Source organism: Streptomyces sp. NPDC050997 (assembly GCF_040660135.1).
GTDB lineage: Bacteria > Actinomycetota > Actinomycetes > Streptomycetales > Streptomycetaceae > Streptomyces.
The window spans coordinates 174310-191174 of the sequence record NZ_JBFAGK010000012.1 but is presented as its reverse complement, the minus strand read 5'-3'; the positions used below and the strand labels follow the sequence as shown (position 1 = coordinate 191174).

Annotated in this window: 15 protein-coding genes and 1 pseudogene; 4 read left to right on the top strand and 12 right to left on the bottom strand. The window is 69.4% G+C overall.

Annotated elements, in window-relative coordinates; translation table 11 throughout:
* Window positions 1-54 precede the first annotated feature (54 nt).
* Window positions 55-894: an MBL fold metallo-hydrolase gene (locus AB0H86_RS26700; protein WP_362443725.1), complete on the top strand. Its 840-nt coding sequence runs from the start codon at window positions 55-57 to the stop codon at window positions 892-894.
* Window positions 895-1524: 630 nt separating this feature from the next.
* Here AB0H86_RS26700 and AB0H86_RS26695 read toward each other — a convergent pair.
* A complete protein-coding gene (locus tag AB0H86_RS26695; protein WP_362443722.1) occupies window positions 1525-1959 on the bottom strand; it encodes a pentapeptide repeat-containing protein in 435 nt (144 codons plus the stop codon).
* 62 nt (window positions 1960-2021) lie between these two features.
* On the opposite strand from AB0H86_RS26695, the pseudogene AB0H86_RS26690 reads away from it, so the two are divergent.
* Both AB0H86_RS26690 and AB0H86_RS26685 read left to right on the top strand, forming a co-directional pair.
* Window positions 2022-2300: pseudogene (locus AB0H86_RS26690) on the top strand (IS701 family transposase); the annotation flags it as partial.
* Between the two features lie 12 nt (window positions 2301-2312).
* Complete coding sequence (locus tag AB0H86_RS26685; protein ID WP_362443925.1) at window positions 2313-3836, top strand: IPT/TIG domain-containing protein; 1524 nt, start codon at window positions 2313-2315, stop codon at window positions 3834-3836.
* Between the two features lie 91 nt (window positions 3837-3927).
* On the opposite strand, the gene AB0H86_RS26680 is transcribed toward AB0H86_RS26685, so the two are convergent.
* From AB0H86_RS26680 to AB0H86_RS26630, 11 genes are all read right to left on the bottom strand, one after another.
* Window positions 3928-5595, bottom strand: a complete 1668-nt coding sequence (locus tag AB0H86_RS26680) for a TlrC/CarA/OleB/SrmB family ABC-F type ribosomal protection protein (RefSeq protein WP_362443719.1) — start codon at window positions 5593-5595, stop codon at window positions 3928-3930.
* 273 nt (window positions 5596-5868) lie between these two features.
* Window positions 5869-7338, bottom strand: a complete 1470-nt coding sequence (locus tag AB0H86_RS26675; RefSeq protein ID WP_362443716.1) for a dihydroorotase family protein — start codon at window positions 7336-7338, stop codon at window positions 5869-5871.
* A gap of 32 nt (window positions 7339-7370) precedes the next feature.
* On the bottom strand, window positions 7371-8180 hold the full coding sequence (locus AB0H86_RS26670; protein ID WP_362443713.1) for an ABC transporter permease: 810 nt from the start codon (window positions 8178-8180) through the stop codon (window positions 7371-7373).
* Window positions 8177-8959 carry an ABC transporter ATP-binding protein gene (locus tag AB0H86_RS26665; RefSeq protein ID WP_362443710.1) on the bottom strand — a complete coding sequence of 261 codons (783 nt, stop codon included), beginning with the start codon at window positions 8957-8959 and terminating at the stop codon, window positions 8177-8179. Before AB0H86_RS26665 ends, AB0H86_RS26670 begins: the two co-directional genes overlap by 4 nt.
* A gap of 70 nt (window positions 8960-9029) precedes the next feature.
* Window positions 9030-10136, bottom strand: a complete 1107-nt coding sequence (locus tag AB0H86_RS26660; RefSeq protein WP_362443707.1) for an ABC transporter substrate-binding protein — start codon at window positions 10134-10136, stop codon at window positions 9030-9032.
* On the bottom strand, window positions 10133-11431 hold the full coding sequence (locus AB0H86_RS26655; RefSeq protein ID WP_362443704.1) for a nucleotide disphospho-sugar-binding domain-containing protein: 1299 nt from the start codon (window positions 11429-11431) through the stop codon (window positions 10133-10135). The genes AB0H86_RS26660 and AB0H86_RS26655 overlap by 4 nt, the downstream gene beginning before the upstream one ends.
* The gene (locus AB0H86_RS26650) at window positions 11428-12471 is read right to left on the bottom strand and encodes an ABC transporter ATP-binding protein (RefSeq protein WP_362443701.1); all 1044 of its coding nucleotides are present in this window, start codon (window positions 12469-12471) and stop codon (window positions 11428-11430) included. The genes AB0H86_RS26655 and AB0H86_RS26650 overlap by 4 nt, the downstream gene beginning before the upstream one ends.
* The gene (locus AB0H86_RS26645; protein ID WP_362443698.1) at window positions 12468-13235 is read right to left on the bottom strand and encodes an ABC transporter permease; all 768 of its coding nucleotides are present in this window, start codon (window positions 13233-13235) and stop codon (window positions 12468-12470) included. The genes AB0H86_RS26650 and AB0H86_RS26645 overlap by 4 nt, the downstream gene beginning before the upstream one ends.
* Entirely contained in the window at window positions 13235-14074 is an 840-nt protein-coding gene (locus AB0H86_RS26640; protein WP_362443695.1) for an ABC transporter permease, read from the bottom strand. Before AB0H86_RS26640 ends, AB0H86_RS26645 begins: the two co-directional genes overlap by 1 nt.
* A 35-nt stretch (window positions 14075-14109) precedes the next feature.
* The gene (locus AB0H86_RS26635) at window positions 14110-15198 is read right to left on the bottom strand and encodes a spermidine/putrescine ABC transporter substrate-binding protein (protein WP_362443692.1); all 1089 of its coding nucleotides are present in this window, start codon (window positions 15196-15198) and stop codon (window positions 14110-14112) included.
* 746 nt (window positions 15199-15944) lie between these two features.
* Window positions 15945-16235 carry a hypothetical protein gene (locus AB0H86_RS26630; RefSeq protein ID WP_362443690.1) on the bottom strand — a complete coding sequence of 97 codons (291 nt, stop codon included), beginning with the start codon at window positions 16233-16235 and terminating at the stop codon, window positions 15945-15947.
* 6 nt (window positions 16236-16241) lie between these two features.
* On the opposite strand from AB0H86_RS26630, the gene AB0H86_RS26625 reads away from it, so the two are divergent.
* Window positions 16242-16679, top strand: coding sequence for an aldo/keto reductase (locus tag AB0H86_RS26625; protein ID WP_362443687.1), 438 nt, complete (start codon window positions 16242-16244; stop codon window positions 16677-16679).
* The last annotated feature ends 186 nt before the right edge of the window (window positions 16680-16865 follow it).

The window sequence follows — 16865 nt, the reverse complement described above, 5'->3', positions numbered from 1 at the left end:
GATCAGTCGACCCCGCGCGGGAACAACGGGGAATCGAGTAGATCGGACATCGCAATGCAGCTCACCGTTCTTGGGTGCCGGGCCGGAATGCCGGCGGACGGACAGCCGAGTTCCGGCTATCTGGTGGACACCGCCGGCGCGCGACTGCTCATCGACTGCGGACCGGGAACGGCCGTCGCGCTGAGCGCCGTCGCACCGCCGTCGTCCCTGGACGCCGTGGTGATCAGCCATTTCCACTCCGATCACTGCTATGACCTGCTGCCGATCGGAAAGTCGCTGCTGAACGGTCTGCTCGAAGTGCAGGGCGGACCGCCGCGCCGCGAAGGCGAATTCCGGCCCGTACCACTGTATGTTCCTTCGGGCGCACGGGAGTTGTTCGACAGGTGGGGCGCACTGTTTCCGGTGACCACACTGCCGCTGCTCGACCGGGCCTTCGAGGTCGCCTTCGACGTCCGCGAATACACCCCCGGCGAAAGCTTCCAGGCGGGCGACTGCGCCATTACGCCGCAGGAGCTGCGGCACGTCCTGCCGAACTACGGGCTGCGGGTGGAGGCGCCTTGCGGGACCCTGGCCTACACCGGGGACACCGGTGTCACCCCGGCGCTGGTCGAGTTGGCCGCCGGCGTCGATGTCCTGCTCGCCGAGTCGACCCTCGCCGAGACGGACCGCAGCGACCACGGCCACCTCTCGGGCGCTGACGCAGGTCGAGTGGCAAGGGCGGCGGGCGTGGCGGAACTGGTGCTCACGCACTTCGCGTCGAGCGAGCCGGAGTGGCTCTCCCACCTCGCGAGGACCGCCGCGGACGAGTTCGCGGGGCCCGTCCACATGGGCGCCCCGGGACTGACCGTGGCGGTGAACCGCACCGTCGACGCCGTACGCTCCGCACAGCGCTGACCGCGCGGGCGGAATGAGGCGGAGGGGGACAAGGGCGGAGACGGCAGGCTCAGGCGGTGGGGGTGATCGACGGCGCCCCCACTACGTCCTCCGACCACGGCCCACATCATCGAGTACGGCTACCACAGCGAACTCATGGCCAGTGGCGGCGCCTTGGCCGCTCGGATCGCCGACGTCCGCTCACCGGGTCAGGCAGAGGCCGACGGTGTCGAACCAGTACTGTCAGCGGCGTGTGGTTTCTGCGCGGTGCTTGGGTGTGGTGTCGCCGAACTCCTGCTCCGGGAGCCGGAGAAGGTCGCCGCTCCGCAGGCGGCCAAGGGTGAACTCACGGCCGCTTTCGGCGAAGTCTGGCCTGTCACCCCGCGGCCGCGCAACGGCCGGTCCCTGCCGCCGAGATGACCTGCGCCTACTGCGGCAATCCGCTCGCCGAGACATCGGCCCGACGTGATGTCGGCGGGCCTCGGGCGGGCTGCGTTCCTCACGAAGCGCTGACCACGGGCCCGGACCCGCTGTACCTGTCCCTGCTGTTCAACCTCCTGAGCCACAGCACAGTCGGCCGCTAAGTTCGCGGATGAAGTCCGTGAGGGCCGTGAAGACATGGAAGACCAGGCGCGCACCGCCAGGCAGGCCCTACTCGTTCCCGCCGTGCCCGGGTGGCCACCCGATGACGCCTTCCGCTTGAACATTGCGCAAGGACGCTCCCTCGAACCGGGCGCCGGTGACGTTGGTCAGCCCGAGCGGGGGCACGCCAGTGTTCACGCTTCCGAACCTGGCGTCGGTCAGATCGGTGTCGCGCAGGTCAGCACCCCGTAGATCGCATCCGGCCAGCCTGACCTCGCGCAGTGAGGCCCCACGCAGGTCTGCGTCGCTGAAGTCACAGAACTTGAACCAACACCCGTCCAGGGTGGCGTGGCGTAGATCGGCCCCGATGAACGAGCAGCCGGTGAACCGCAGCCGCGACGTGCGAGCGGAAGCCAGGTTCTTGCCGGTGAAGTCCGCCCCGTTCACGGCCGCATGGCTGTGGAGCGCGGCGAGTCGTTGTCTCGCAGTCCGTGGCGTGGTCATGTGCGCCAGCATGTCAGCCGGGTCGGTGGCCGTCCCCCGGATTTCCGACAGTTCGCCGTCCGATCGGCGAGGACACCGACTTCGCGACCAAGCCGGAGCCGGCCCGCGTGATGATCGAACGGTTCCTGGACGCCGGACAGCATGTCGGCTGGGTGACCGGCGGCGAGGTCTATGGCGGCAACCCGAAACTGCAGTCCGCTCTGGAGGAACGCGGCATGGGCTACGTGCTCGCAGTGGCCTGCCCGGCCGAAATGGCCACCGGGGCAGGCAAGTTCCGTGCGGATGACTTGGCTGCCAAGCTGCCCCGGCGGGCCTGGCAAGTCGCCCTCACGCCCGGTGCGGCCCGTGCGTATGTGGCCAACCGGGGCTCGAACACGGTGAGTGTGATCGACACGGTCACCGACACCGTCGCCACGGGGGCCGGTCCCACCTTCGTGGCGGTCACTCCGGACGGAACCCGGGCGTATGTGACCATCTACGACGACGGTCTCGTCAGCGTGATCGACACCGTCTCCAACGCCATTGTCGCGGAGATCGCCGTCGGGGAAGGAGCGACGACCGTAGCGCTCACCCCGGGTGGCACCCGCGCCTACGTGACGCAGCAGACCACGAACACGGTGAGTGTGATCGATACCGCCACCAACACCGTCACCAACACCGTCACCGTCGGGGCCGGGCCGACCGGCGTGGTCATCACCCCGGACGGGACCCGCGCCTATGTGGCGTGCTACTCGGGTGCCGTCTACGTGGTCGACACCGCCACGAACAACGTCACTGCCACGATCACCGCGGGCGACGTCCCCATCCTGCTGGCAGTCACCCCGGACGGGGCCCGCGTCTACGTCACGAACGCCGGCAGCTCCACGGTGAGCGTGATCGACACCGCTACCGGCGCCGTCACTGCCACCATCGGCGTCAGCGCCCAGCCGCGCTTCATGGCATTGAGCCCGGACGGTACCCATGTGTATGTGGCGAACTCCGGCCCGGGCACGGTGAGTGTGATCGACACCGGATCCAACACCGTCGTCGAGAACATCTGCGTGGGAGAGGGCCCCACGGCCATCGCGGTCTTCCCCGACGGGACACACGCCTACGTGACCAACGCGCTCGCGGGCACTGTCAGCGACATGGCAACGACCGTGATCCCCGACCAAGGGTCCACGGCCGGCGGGACCACCGTGACTCTCACCGGTCACCAGCTGGCCGACGCCACCACCGTGCACTTCGGCACCGCCCAGGCCGTCATCACCGCCAATACAGCGACCTCGCTGACTGTCACCACCCCCGCCGGATCCGGTGCGGCCCCCGTGACGGTCACCACGCCGGGCGGCACCTGTGCCCTCGGATCCTTCTACTACGCGCCGGTTCCCGCCCTCACCGGCATCAGCCCCGCCGCGGGCCCTGTCGCAGGCAGCGACCAGGAGATCGTCATCACCGGCCGAAACCTCGCCGGAGCCATCGACGTGTACTTCGGCCCCGCCCGAGCCGTCATCCAAACCGCCTCCGACACCCAGATCACCGTCAGGGCCGCCGGCGCCCCGGCACCGGGCAGCAACGCCGTCACCGTTACCACCCCCGGCGGGACAGCTCACGGCCTGACCTACACCTACGTCGCCCCGTCCACCGTCACCGGCGTCAGCCCCAACACGGGACCAACCACCGGCGGCACCGAGGTGACCATCACCGGCACCGGCCTGGCCTCCACCAACCAGGTCACCTTCAACGGCATCCCGGCGCCCTTCACGGTCATCTCCGACACCACCCTGACCGCCACCACCCCGCCCAGCGGCAGCGACGTCACCGTCGGCGTCACCATCACAGGCCCCGGCGGCACCCCCACCGGAACATTCACCTACGTCTCCGAACCCAACGTCTGACCTCACACGTCCGTACACTCCCAGGCCGCCTCGCCGTACGGACGTACATGGGACCAGAACAGCGGGGTCACGCCGCGCCGGTCGGCGGGCTTCAGGAGGTCGGCCCAGCGACGGTGCCCTCGCGCAGTTCCAGCCGAGAGCCGGTGAACCGCGTCCGCATCCGGCGGTCGTGGGTGACCATCACCAGCGCGCCCGCGTAGCCGACCAGTGCTTCCTCCAACTCCTCCACGAGCGCGGGCGAGAGGTGGTTGGTGGGCTCGTCCAGCAGAAGCAGGTCCACCGGCTCACTGACCAGCCGGGCCAGCTCGATACGGCGCCGCTGCCCGTAGGACAGTTCCCCGACGCGTAGTCGCAGCGCCTCCGGGTCGAACAGACCGAGTGACAGCAGCCGGTCGGCGTGCTCGTCCTGGTCACCGGGGCGGCCATGGGCGAATGCCTCCAACACGGTCAGACCCGGCGGCCACGGCGCTTCCTCCTGCCGCAGGTGCCCCACACGCCCGGGAACCTTCACCGTGCCTGACTCTGGCAGCAGTTCCCCGGCCAGGACGCGCAGCAGAGTACTCTTGCCCGCGCCGTTGGGGCCGGTGACCAACAGCCGCTCGGCTGAATCGAGCAGCAGCTCCGGCACGTGCAGGCGGCTCTCCACGACCACACCGTCGAGCTCGGCGGCCGGCGTCTTGCCCGGCCCGCCCGCGGTGGCGATACGGGCCGTGAAGGACAGCGGGTCCGGCGGCGGCGTCACCGGGTTCACGGTGAGCCGCTCGACCCGCTCCTTGGCGTTGCGGATACGGCTCATCGCGCCATGCGCACGCCCTCGCATCCGGAACCCGCCGTGGCCGAAACAGGCCTTCGGCATCTTGCGCGGGATGCCGTCCAGGCGCGCCACGCCTGACTCGGCGAGCCGACGGCTGCGGTCGAGTTCCGCACGCCACTCGTCGTACTGCTGCTGTCGGCGCCGACGGTCGGCGGCCTTGGCGGTGAGGTAGCCGGTATAGCCGTTGCCGTGGCGCGAGACGCGACCGCCGTCGACCTCCACCACCGTGGTGGTGATCCGTTCCAGGAACACCCGGTCATGGGTGACGGCGACGACGGTTCCGCGATGGGCCCGCAGATGCTCCTCCAGCCAGCCCACAGCCCGGTCGTCGAGGTCGTTGGTCGGCTCGTCGAGCAGCAGCAGCTCCGGTCGGGACGCCAGTGTCGCGGCCAGCGCCAGCCGCGACCGCTCGCCGCCGGAGAGCGTCCCCAGCCGTCGGCACCGCTCCAGCCCTGGCAGACCGAGCCCGTGCAGCGCGGCATCCACGCGGGCATCCGCGCCGTAACCGTCGCGAGCCTCGTACTGCTCCGTCAGCCGCGCATACGCGGCGAGAGCATCCTCCAGCGCCGCGCCCTCGGGCGCCTCGGCCAGCGCGGCCTCGGCCTGCCGCAGCGTCGCCTCGAGCGCACGCAACTCCGCCAGCGCCAGGTCGACGGCGTCCTGGACGCCGGCCTGCGCAGGCAGGCTGAGCGTCTGGGCCAGGTATCCGGTCCCGCCGGGCGCGGCCACGTTCATCTCACCCGCGTCGGGCCGCTCCGCACCGGCGAGAAGACGGAGCAGTGTGGACTTCCCAGCCCCGTTGTCACCGACGACGCCGGCCTTCTCGCCGGGGGCGAGGCTGAAGGAAACCTGGTCGAGCACTGTGCGGTCGCCGTATCGCTTGGTGACGCCGTGCAGGGAAAGCTGCGAGGAACGTACGGACGCAGAGAAATGTGACGCACGCATGCGAAAGCCCCTGTTCTCGGCCATGCCGATAGAACGGATTCGTGAAGACGAATGGGCGCTACGACAGCGGAGCCGAGCTCTACGCGGTCGTGCGCGGGGCGATCACAGAGTTCCCATGCGGCTCACCCTACGCAACCACCCACCCACCGGGCTAAGCATTTTCCGGCCGATCACGCCGGTCTGTGGCAGAGCTGTTCCGCATGTCTCTGGACACCGGCCCGGCTGTTCGACGGCCCGGAACACCGGATGATCGACGACTTCGACCACGCACACTCAGGCGGTGCCCGTCGGACGGTGCAGGTAGGTGCCGACGGGTGGGCCGACGACCTTGCCCGCCCGCAGGATGTGGTTGCCCCTCAAGAAGGTGTCGGTGACCTGGGCGGTCAGCTCGAAGCCCTCGAACGGGGTGTACTGCTGCGTCGACTCCGACTCCGCGGCGCGCACGGTCCAGGTGCGGCCCGGGTCGACCAGGGCGATGTCGGCGTCGAAGCCGGGGGCGAGGGTGCCCTTGGTGCGCAGTCCGTAGCGCCGGGCCGGGTTCCAGGAGGTCAGCGCGGCGATCCGGCCCAGCGGCAGGCCACGTTTCGTTCCGTCGGTGAGCAGGCCCGGGAGGAGGTACTCGGCGCCGCCGAAGCCGGCCTTGGCGAGGAAGACGTCGTCCTCGGGCTCGCCGAACTTCACCTCCTCGCGGCAGCACGCGTGGTCGCTGACGACCCAGTCGACGGTGCCGTCGAGGATGTGCTCCCAGAGCGCCTCGACGTCGTCACGGGGTCGCAGCGGCGGGTTGACCTTGCCGCCGAGGCCGTGTGCGGTGGTGATGTCGGCGAGCAGATGCCCGACGGTCACCTCACGGCGGAAGTCGATGTGCGGGAACGCCCGGCTCATCCGCACGGCCGCGTCGACCGCCTTGCGGGACGACAGGTGCAGCAGGTTGATCGTGGGCAGCCCGGTCTCGTGCGCCAGGTAGGAGGCGACGGCGACCGCGAGGCCTTCGGAGTGCTGCGGCCGGGAGGCGCTGTAGGCGGCGAGCCCGGTCAGGTCACCCGCCTCCTCGACCAGCCTGGTGTACGCGGTCATGATCTCGGCGGTCTCGCAGTGCAGGGAGAGGGAGATCTCGTCGGCGAGGTCGGGGAACCGCTCGCGGGCGGCCTGCACCCCGCGCATGACGAACTCGAAGTGCGCGTAGTCGTACCGCTCGTCCTCGGGGAGCATCAGGAACGCGTTCTGGTCGGCCGACCTGCCGTGGAGGCCGTGGCTGCCGTAGAACATGAAGACCTTGAACGAGGTGACGCCGAACCGCTCGATCAGGTCGGGAATCTCGTCGATGTGAGCGCGCGAGATCGGCGCGAGGTGGAAGCCGTAGTCGACGTGGGCGCGGCCGGACGCGGCGGCCAGCACCTCGGGGAAGAAGTCGGCGTACGCACCTGCCTTGTTGAGGTAGTAGCGGCCGGTCCGGGTGTAGGTCAGGGCGCTGGTGACGCCCCCCTGTGCGCATGCGCGGCTCTCGGTGGCCGCGTCCTCGGGCAGCGGGTGGTAGATCCCCCAGTGCTGGTGGGCGTCGACGACACCGGGGAACGCCAGCCTGCCGCCGGCGTCAACCACCCGACGGGCGCCTTCCGTTGAGATGTCAGAGGCTACGGCGGCGATCCGGCCTCCGCTGACGGCGATGTCCGCGGAGCGTGCGTCATCGTGGTCGTGGGTGACGACACGGGCGTTCTTCACCACCAGGTCGTATGCGGTCATGCAGGCCTCCTGCCTCTGTCGTCCTCAGTTCGTCATGCGCCGATCACCCGGTTCTCCTCGGCCCAGAAGACGAGCCGCTTCTGGGCGAACCGGATGATGAAGTGGGCGATCAGCCCCAGTACGGAGAGCACCACCAGCACGGCGAACATCCCGGCGATGTCGAAGTTGTAGTTGGTCTGCAGCAGGAGGTATCCCAGCCCCTCCTTCGCGCCGATGAACTCGCCGACGACGGCGCCGAGGATCGAGAAGACGATCCCGATGTCCAGGCCGGCGAAGATGAAGGGGAGCGCGCTCGGCAGCCGCACCATCCGGAACACCTGGAACCTGCCGGCGCCGAACACCGTGAGCATCTGGATCCGGTCGGCGTCGGCCGAGCGCAGCCCCTCGATGACGTTGACCAGCACGGGGAAGAACGAGATCACCGCCGCCATGACGACCTTGCTCGTCATGCCGAAGCCGAACCAGACGACGAACAGCGGCGCGAGCGCCACCTTGGGCACCGTCTGGAAGGCGACGACATACGGCATGAAGGTGCGCTCGATCAGCCGCACCTGGGAGATCGCGGTGCCCAGCACCAGCGCCGCCGCCACTCCGAGCACAAAGCCGTACAGCGACTCCAGGACCGTCACCTTCAGATGTCCCCAGAACAACGGGTCCGCCAGCTGCGTGCGGAGGGCGTCGAGGATCTGCGAGGGGCGCGGCAACACATAGTCGTCGATACCGAAGGCGGGGACCGCGAACTCCCAGGCCAGCATGGCGACGACGAACACGGCGGGAGCGAGCAGCAGTTCGGGGCGCTCTCGCAGGTCCACGCGGAGCCGCCGCTCACGGAGTCGCTTCATGAGTCGATCGCCCAGGTGGCGTTGAAGTGCCTGCGGATCCGCTCGACGAAGACTCCGGCGCGGTCCGAGGCCATCGCGCCGAGTGTGCGCGGGCGTTCGAGCTCGATGTCGACGATCTCGGCTATGCGGCCGGGGCGGGGGCTGAGAACCACGACCCGGTCGGAGAGGAAGACCGCCTCGGGGATGGAGTGGGTGACGAACACGACAGTCTGGCCGCTCTCCCGCCAGATCCTCAGCAACTCGACGTTCATCGACTCGCGGGTCAGGGCGTCGAGTGCGCCGAAGGGCTCGTCCATCAGCAGCACGGCCGGGTCGTGCACCAGGGCCCGGCAGATTCCGGCGCGCTGCTGCATCCCGCCGCTCAGCTCATGTGGGTGTCTGCCCTCGAAGCCGTCGAGGCCGACCATCGCGAGCAGCCGCTCGGCCCGCTCCCGGTACACCGAGGCGTCGAGCTTCTGTACCTCCACGGGCACCATCACGTTCTGCAGCACGGTGCGCCAGGGCAGGAGGGTGGGCGTCTGGAAGACCATGCCCACCTCGGGCAGCGGGCCCGTCACGTCGCGGTCGGCGACGCGTACCGTTCCCTGGCTCCTGGAGACGATCCCGGCGAGGATCTTCAACAGGGTGGTCTTGCCGCACCCCGACGGGCCGACGACCGACAGGAACTCGCCGCGTCGGACCGTGAAGGTGACGTCCGAGAGTGCGTGGGTCGGCTCGGACCTGCGCGGCCGGTAGGTCTTGTGCAGTCCGGTGACCTCGATCCAGCGGTCTTCGTCCACGGTCTCCCCGCTCTCCTGTTCTCCCGCCTTACTGCGTCACCCGCCTTACTGGGTCACCCGCCTTCCTGCGTCACCCGGCGGCCTTCGCCTTCGCGATCACGGCCGCCGGGTCGAAGTCGTTGGCGTCCTTGAGCAGGCTGCCGTCCCACAGGGCCGGGAGGGGGACGTCCTCGGTGATCTGGCCGGCCGTCCTGGTGTACGCGACCGTCTTGTCCCACTCCATGTCGCTGATCGCACCCCAGTCCTTGAAGTTCTCGGGGTCACCGGTGGTGGGGACTGCGGTCTTGATCCACGCCTCGAGGGTCCTGGTGTCGTCGGCGATGCGGTCGTCGGCCTTCTTGCCGGTCAGCAGCTGGGGGAACGCCTGGTAGCCGTCGCGCATCGCGGCCTCGGGGTTGACGGCGGAGAAGAGCAGTGCCTTGTAGGAGGCGCGCAAGTAGCGCGTCAGCACGTCCTTCTTCTCCTTCAGGGTCTTCTCGGTCACCGCGTAGGTCAGGGAGCGGATCCCGTCGAACGCGTCGGAGTTGTCGAGATAGCGCAGATCGGTGCCCGTGTTCTCGATGGTGGTGTACGCCTGGGTGTACAGGGCGAGCACGTCGACCTTGCCGTCCGCCAGGGCGGCCAGGGCCTGTGCGCCCACGCCGACCGGCAGCAGGTCGACGTCCTTGGCCGCGTCCAGTCCGGCGTCGCTCGCGTACGCGCGGGCGTAGATGGCCGAGCCGGAGGCGAGGCTGATGACCCCGATCTTCTTGCCCTTGAGGTCAGCCGGGCTCCTGACCTCACTGCCGGGCTGGACGGCCATGCGCCACGGCCAGTTCCGTACCAGGCCCCCGATGGCCTTCACCGGGACGCCCTTCTCCCGGGCGGCGAGGATGGCTCCCGCGTCGGCCGGCGCGATGTCGGCGCTGTTCGAGGCGACGGCCTGGACCGCTGCCACCGATCCGTCGGTGTTGATCACGTCGACTTTCAGCTTCTCCTTGGCCAGATAGCCCTCGGCGTCGCCCACCGCGTAGGTGGCGACCTCTTCCTTGGGGGCGATCACGGCCGAGGGAACGGCGAGTCGGAGCGTGGCCCGGGCGCCGGGGTCACCGTCGGAGGACGAGGAGGGCCCGTCCGCGCAGGCGGAGAGCGCCGCGAGGACGGCGACGCCGAGGCCGAGTCGTAAGGGCAGTTTCATGTTCCGTGCCTTTCGTGGCCGTGCCGTTCGATGAGGTCGGCGGCGGTGCGCAGTCCGTCGCGGGCGCGGATGGTCGTGGAGGCTTGCGTCAACCTGTGCCGCAGGCGGGTGTCGCCGAGCAACTCGGCCAGGGCGCCGTGCAGTTGCGCGTCGGTGAAGCGGTACGGGTCGAGGCGGACGCCGTAGCCGAGTTCGGCGACCCGCTGTGCGTTGTCGTACTGGTCCCAGAACAGCGGGAGCACGATCATGGGTTTGCCGAAGTGGAGGCTCTCGGTGGTCGTGTTGTTGCCGCCATGGGTGATGACGAGGTCGACGAGTGGGAGGATCCGCGTCTGCGGGAGGAACTCCGCGCCCCACATGGTGGGAGGCAGTTCGATCTCGTCGTGCAGCGGCCCCTTGGAGACGATGTAGCGGTGCGGGGTGCGTGCCAGGGAGGCGATGATCCGGCGCATGAGGCCGACGTCGGCGGAGCCGAGGGAGCCCAGGCTGAAGTAGATCAGCGCGCTGCCCTCAGGCCGTTGGGCCGACTCCGGCGGCAGGGTGAACTCCTCGTCGGTCTCGCGGACCGAGGAGTCCAGCCGGTGCCAGGCATGGCCCAGCGGGCGGGCTTCGGCGTAGTCGGCGGTCTCCGGGTAGACGTACAGGTTCAGTTCGCCGTCGTGGATGAACTCCAGGTCGGGCAGCGGCCTCGCGCCCTGGTCCACGACCCAGGCGTTGAACTCGGCCCAGACCTCGCGGTGTGTGCGGTCGTATTCGGCACGGAACTCGGCCCAGCCCGCGCGGTCACCGGTCGGGTACCCGGAGAAGGGTGGGGGAACGTGTTCGCCCTTCACCTCCAGCGGGTTGCAGGAGACGATCCGCACGAAGGGCACGTCCGCGGTGGTCAGCGCGGGGAAGCAGACGACGTTGTCCTCGACGATCACGTCCGGCCGGACCCGGTCGACGATCTTCTTGAGTTGAGGTTCGCAGTACCGGGCACCGGCGACCAGTTCCTCCCAGACCGGTCTGACCCACGTGCCCAGCTGTTCGATCGTGGGCTTTTGGAACTCGGGGGCGGTGTCACGTACGAAGTCCTTCCAGAACTGGCCCGCCTCCTGGGGTGTTTCGGGCGGCGGGGCCAGGTCGACCAGGTCCTCCTCGAAGCCGAGCGGGGCGAGCCTGCCCTTCCAGGACGCCTCCGCCGCGAACACCACGCGGTGGCCCCGTCGGCGCAGTACGTCGCCGATGCCGACGCAGTTGTTGGTCGGGCCGTACGCGCTCTCCGGGGCGAAGAGGATGGTCAGGGGCCTGCTCAAGGGGTGTCTCCCGTCGTCTCGATCAGTACCGCGCTCTCCGGGTCCCACGACAGCGCGACGCGGGCCCCGGAGGTCACCGTGGCCGGGCCCGGAACGGTCAGCAGGACCGGCCGGTCCAGACCGGGGACCGTGACCGCGATCCTTGAGGAGCCGCCGAAGTAACTGATGTCCAACACCGTGCCGTGCAAGGAGGCGTCCGAGTCCCCGGCGGCGAGCCGGATGCTCTCCGGGCGTACGCCGACCAGCCCGGCCGTGTCACCGGCCGGGGCGGGCAGGACACCGACGCCGGGTACGTCGAGTCCGCCGTAGGGCAGCAGCCGACCGGAGAAGACGTTGTTGGCGCCGACGAAGCCCGCGACGAACCGGCCCCGAGGGTGCCGGTAGAGCTCGACGGGGGTGTCGACCTGCTGGACGCGCCCCCGGTCCAGGACGGCGATCCGGTCGGCGAGCGACATGGCCTCCTCCTGGTCGTGGGTGACGACGAGGAAGGTGATGCCCACCTGGTGCTGCAGGCGCTTGAGCTCCAGCTGCATCTCGGCGCGGACCTGTTTGTCGAGCGCCGACAGCGGCTCGTCGAGCAGCAGCACACGGGGGCGTTTGACGATGGCACGGGCGAGGGCGACCCGCTGCCGCTGCCCGCCGGACAGCTGGTGCGGCCGTCTGCGGGCCTGCGCGGTCAGTCCGACGGTGGCGAGTACGGCCGCGACCCGTTCGCCGATCTCCGCCCGGGCGAGCCCTTCCCGCGCCAGCCCGTACGCGATGTTCTTCTCCACGTTCATGTGCGGGAACAGCGCGTACGACTGGAACATGAGGTTGACCGGCCGCCGGTGCGCGGGCACGCCCAGGAGGTCCTGGCCGTCCAGGGCGACCGTGCCGCTGTCCGGGGCCTCGAATCCGGCGAGGACGCGCAGCAGGGTCGTCTTCCCGCAGCCGCTCGGGCCGAGCAGGGCGAAGAACTCGCCCTCCTCGATCTCCAGGCTCACCCCGTCCAGGGCGGTGACCTCGCCGAACCGCCGGGTGACGGCATGGATACGGATCACAGCGCCTCCGTCAGCCGGCTGATGCGCTGGGCGGCGATCACCACGGTGAAGCTGACCGCGAGCAGCAGGGTGGCGAGCGCGTTGATCTCCGGGGTCACGCCGAACCTGATCATCGAGTAGATGACGATCGGCAGGGTGGGGTCCTTCGGTCCCGCGGTGAAGAAGGCGATGACGAACTCGTCGAGCGAGAGCGTGAACGTCAGCAGCGCGCCCGCCACGATGCCGGGGGCGAGGGTCGGCAGGGTGATGCGGAGGAACGTGGTGACCTCGCCCGCGCCGAGGTCGCGTGAGGCCTCCTCCAAGGAGGGGTCGACGTGGGCGATCCGGGTGCGCACGACAGCCGTGACGAAGGCGAGGCCGAAGACGGTGTGGGCGAGCAGCACCGAGTGCAGGCCGAGGGTGGCCGAGACGAGCGAGTAGAAGGCGAGCAGGCCGATCGCGAGCACGATGTCCGGCAGGACGGCGGGCAGTACCGACAGGGCGGGCAGCAGCCGCGACCGGCTCGCGTGGCGGGCGAGCCCCACGGCGAGCAGTGTGCCGAGGACGGTGGACAGGGCGGTCGCGCCCGCGGCCACGATCAGCGTGTTGGCCAGGCCCCGCAGGACCTCGTCGTCGCCGGCCAGCGTGCCGTACCAGGCGGTGCTGAACCCCGACCACTCGTAGGGGCTGTCCGAGCGGTTGAAGGACATCACCACGAGCACCACGACGGGCGTGTAGAGGAACGCGTACGTCAACCACAGCGGGAGGAGCGTCGCCCGGCGCATCAACGGCCGCCCAGCCGGCGCCCGGCCCAGGCCTGCGCCATGAGCAGCAGGACCAGGAACGCCATGAGGGCGAGGGCGAGCACCGAGCCGAACGGCCAGTCCCGTGCCGTGAGGAACTGGTCTCTGATCAGGTTGCCGACCATGACCGTGTGCCCGCCGCCCAGCAGTTCGGGGACGACGAAGTTGCCGAGGCTGGGCACGAAGACGAAGACGCAGCCGGTCAGCACGCCCGGCAGGGTGTGCGGGAGGGTCACGCTCCAGAACGTGCGAGCCGGGCGGGCGCCCAGATCGGCCGAGGCTTCGAGCAGCCGGCGGTCGACCCGCTCGATCGCCGAGTACAGCGGCAGCACCATCAGCGGGAGATAGGCGTAGAGCAGTCCGAGGACGACGGCGGGTTCCGTGTAGAGGAGTTTCAGCGGCCGGTCGATCACCCCGATGCCGGTGAGGGCCGAGTTGACCACACCGCGGCTGGACAGCAGAACGATCCAGGCATACGTACGGATCAGGAAGTTGGTCCAGAACGGGAGCACGACCAGGACCAGGGCGACCGTGCGCCATCTGCCGGGCAGCCGGCTGATCGCGTACGCGGTCGGGTAGCCGAGGAGAAGCGCGAGCAGCGTGGTGACGGCGGCGATGCGCAGCGAGTCGGTGAGGACGCCGGCGTAGAGGGGGTCGGTGATCCGCGCGAAGTTCTCGCCGGTACTTCCGTCCTCGTACGCGATCCCGCCGAAGCGGCCCCGCCGGAAGACCGTGTAACCGATCAGCAGGGCCAGCGGCAACAGGAGCAGGACGGTCAGGTAGGACAGGCCCGGGCCGAGCAGGACGAGACGGGCTCGCACGTGTGGTCCTGCGGCCGCCCTCCCCCGGCGGGCCATCAGCCCGCGGTGACTTCCGTGACGATCCGGGTGTACGCCGTCGCGGCGTCCCCGAGGTCGACGACGGACTCGCCCTTGAGTAATTGCTCGGGGGGCATGGCGAGTGCGGGGTAGCTCTTCAGCAGGGCCGGGTCGAGTTCGGCCATGGCGGCGGTGTTGGGGACCTTGTAGAAGATGTTCGAGGCGACCCAGGAGTGCACCTTCGCGTCGAGGACGTAGTCGATGAAGGCGTGCGCCGCCTCTTTGTTCTTCGACGACTTGAGGATGACCATCGTGTCGGTCCAGAGGTCGCTGCCCTCCTTGGGGACGACGAAGCCGATCCTCTTGTCGTCGGTCGGGCACCAGCCGTCCCAGGCCTCCGCCAGCACGGCCTCCCCGGACTTGAGCCGGTCGCCGAACGTGGTGTCGTCGTAGGCGAGGAGTCCGTCCTTCGCGGTGAGCAGCAACTCTTTGACCTGGGCGAGCTGTTGCTCGTCGGTGGTGTTCACCGAGTAGCCGAGCGCCTTCTGCGCGGGGAGGAAGAGCCAGCGTTCGGTCTTCAGCATGGTGGCCTTGCCCTTGACCGCGGCGCGCGGCTTCAGCAGGTCGTTCCAGCTGTCGGGGGTGTAGCCGACGAGGTCCTTGCGGTAGCAGAGCCCGGTGGTGCCCCAGGTGTACGGGACGGAGTAGACGTTGCCCTTGTCATGGGCGAGCCGGGCGGCGAGCGGGTCCAGGTTCTTGAGGTGCGGGACCAGATCGTGATGGATGGGTTCGAGCAGCCCCTGCGCCGCGAGCGCCTGCGCGTACTGGCCCGATACGAACGCCACGTCGATGCCGCTGTCGGCGGAGGCGGTCAGTTTGGCGACGATCTCCTCGTTGGTGCTGTGCTTGGCGACGGTCATGGGCGTGCCGACGGCCGACTCGAACCGGGCGGGAAGGTCCTTCGGCATATAGCCGTCCCAGTTCGAGACGGTGAGCCGCTGCTTGCTCAGATCCGCCTCGGGGTCGAGCGACGCGGAAGCGGCGGGGCCGCTTCCGCCCGGTTGGCCGTCACCGCCGCATGCGGAGAGAAGGAGCGCGAGGACGGCCGCCGTCGCCGCCACGGACACGTGCCTGAACCTCAGTGCGCCTAACACGCCACTCCCTTGCTGTCGAGATCAGCCAACTGAGCGTGGGTCGTGCCCAGTTCGCCGAACGGCTCACGGGCAGGCATCGGTTTCCGGAGTCTCGCACCATTGGCATGCACCGGGCAAGACGGCCTTTTCGCCCGGCCTCGTTCACGCCGTGGAGCGGATCGGACCCCTCCGTCCGCACAGGGCGAGACCGTGGACGCATGGACGGACTCGTGACGCACCGAGCTGCCCGAGGTCGAACACGGCTCCTCGGAACCGACCAAGCGGATCATGTTCATGTCCAGCACGCTGGACAGTGCGATGTGCCGTGAGCTGACCGAACTCGGTCTGGCCCCGGCCGAGTTCGACGTCCTGGTGGCGCTGCGACGGGCAGGTGCGCCGTACGGCGTGAAGCCGAACCAGCTCGCCCGCTCCCTGATGCTGTCCACCGGCGGCACCACCAACGTCACCCACCGTCTGGTGGCCGGCCCGCCATCTCGTCGAGCGGGAGCACGATCCGGACGACGCCCGCAGCACCTGGCTGCGCCTGACACGGCCCTGTTCTCGTATAACTACGGCGCACCTGACGAGCCGTTTCGGGCGTCGTCGCGAGGCGGGCAACGAGCCGAACGTAGGCGACCACCCCGTGGGTTCTCACCAAGGTCTGGGGTACCACGACCGCCGCGGCGGCAGCCATGTCGTCCGGCATAGGCCGACGGCTCGCCGAACCGCTGACGTATCGCTTAGCGGGACCTGAGTCCGTCGACGACGACGTCCACCATGCGGTTCAGTTGGGGGCGCTGCTCGGGTGCGCCGGCTACGGAAAGCAAACCCGCGAGGATGCCGCCTACGTCGGTCGGGTCGATGTCGCTGCGCAGTTCTCCTGCTGTGGCGCCGGCCTTGAGCACCATCGCCAGGACCTGCTGGACCTCGTCACAGACCGGTCCGGTGCCGAAGCGGCCGGAAGCACTCATGGCGACCAGGGCCTCGCAGATGCCGCGTCGTTCGCCGGCCCAGTCGGCGAATCGGAGCATCCACGCGTGGAGGGCCTGTGCGGGCGGCTCGGTAGCCAGCAGGGTGCGCGCATTAGCCGCCAGGACTTGACCGCACCGGCGTCCGACCAGAGTGAGAGCGCCCGCAAGAGCTTCAACCTGGCCCTGGGCGGAGTGACCGAGCGCAACCTCGCCATCGTGGATGTCGTCAAGGAAGTCGCGGCGGAACTGGGCCGGACCCCTGCACAGGTCGGGCTGGCCTGGACCTTGCACAACCCAGGGGTGACCGCGCCCATCATCGGGGCGCGAACTGTCGAACAGCTGCAGGAGAACCTGGAAGCCCTCGAAGTCGACCTAACCCCGGCCCAGATGGCGTGCCTGGACGAGGTCAGCGCGATCGACCTCGGCTTCCCTCACGCCATGCTCGCCAGTGACCACATCCGCGTACAGACCCGCGGCGACCTGAAGATCCAGGCCCGCCCTTGACGGACGCGCACGGGGCGGCATCTCGCCGCCCCGTGCGCGCGTCGACAATCAGGCTTTGCCCCCTGTTCGGCGGTTAGAAAGTCATGTAACTCCCACGGGGAGGGTGCGCAGAGGTGGCCGCGTCCACGGGCCGTCGGGAAACATCGGTCCCGCTGGGGCTGAGGAGCGGCGGGGGCCGGGCCGTGG

Excerpts from the sequence above, each read along its gene's own strand:
- AB0H86_RS26700 (WP_362443725.1), top strand. The coding sequence starts at position 55 with ATGCAGCTCACCGTTCTTGGGTGCCGGGCCGGAATGCCGGCGGACGGA.
- AB0H86_RS26695 (WP_362443722.1), bottom strand. The coding sequence starts at position 1,959 with ATGACCACGCCACGGACTGCGAGACAACGACTCGCCGCGCTCCACAGC.
- AB0H86_RS26680 (WP_362443719.1), bottom strand. The coding sequence starts at position 5,595 with ATGCGTGCGTCACATTTCTCTGCGTCCGTACGTTCCTCGCAGCTTTCC.
- AB0H86_RS26675 (WP_362443716.1), bottom strand. The coding sequence starts at position 7,338 with ATGACCGCATACGACCTGGTGGTGAAGAACGCCCGTGTCGTCACCCAC.
- AB0H86_RS26670 (WP_362443713.1), bottom strand. The coding sequence starts at position 8,180 with ATGAAGCGACTCCGTGAGCGGCGGCTCCGCGTGGACCTGCGAGAGCGC.
- AB0H86_RS26660 (WP_362443707.1), bottom strand. The coding sequence starts at position 10,136 with ATGAAACTGCCCTTACGACTCGGCCTCGGCGTCGCCGTCCTCGCGGCG.
- AB0H86_RS26645 (WP_362443698.1), bottom strand. The coding sequence starts at position 13,235 with ATGCGCCGGGCGACGCTCCTCCCGCTGTGGTTGACGTACGCGTTCCTC.
- AB0H86_RS26630 (WP_362443690.1), bottom strand. The coding sequence starts at position 16,235 with ATGCTCCGATTCGCCGACTGGGCCGGCGAACGACGCGGCATCTGCGAG.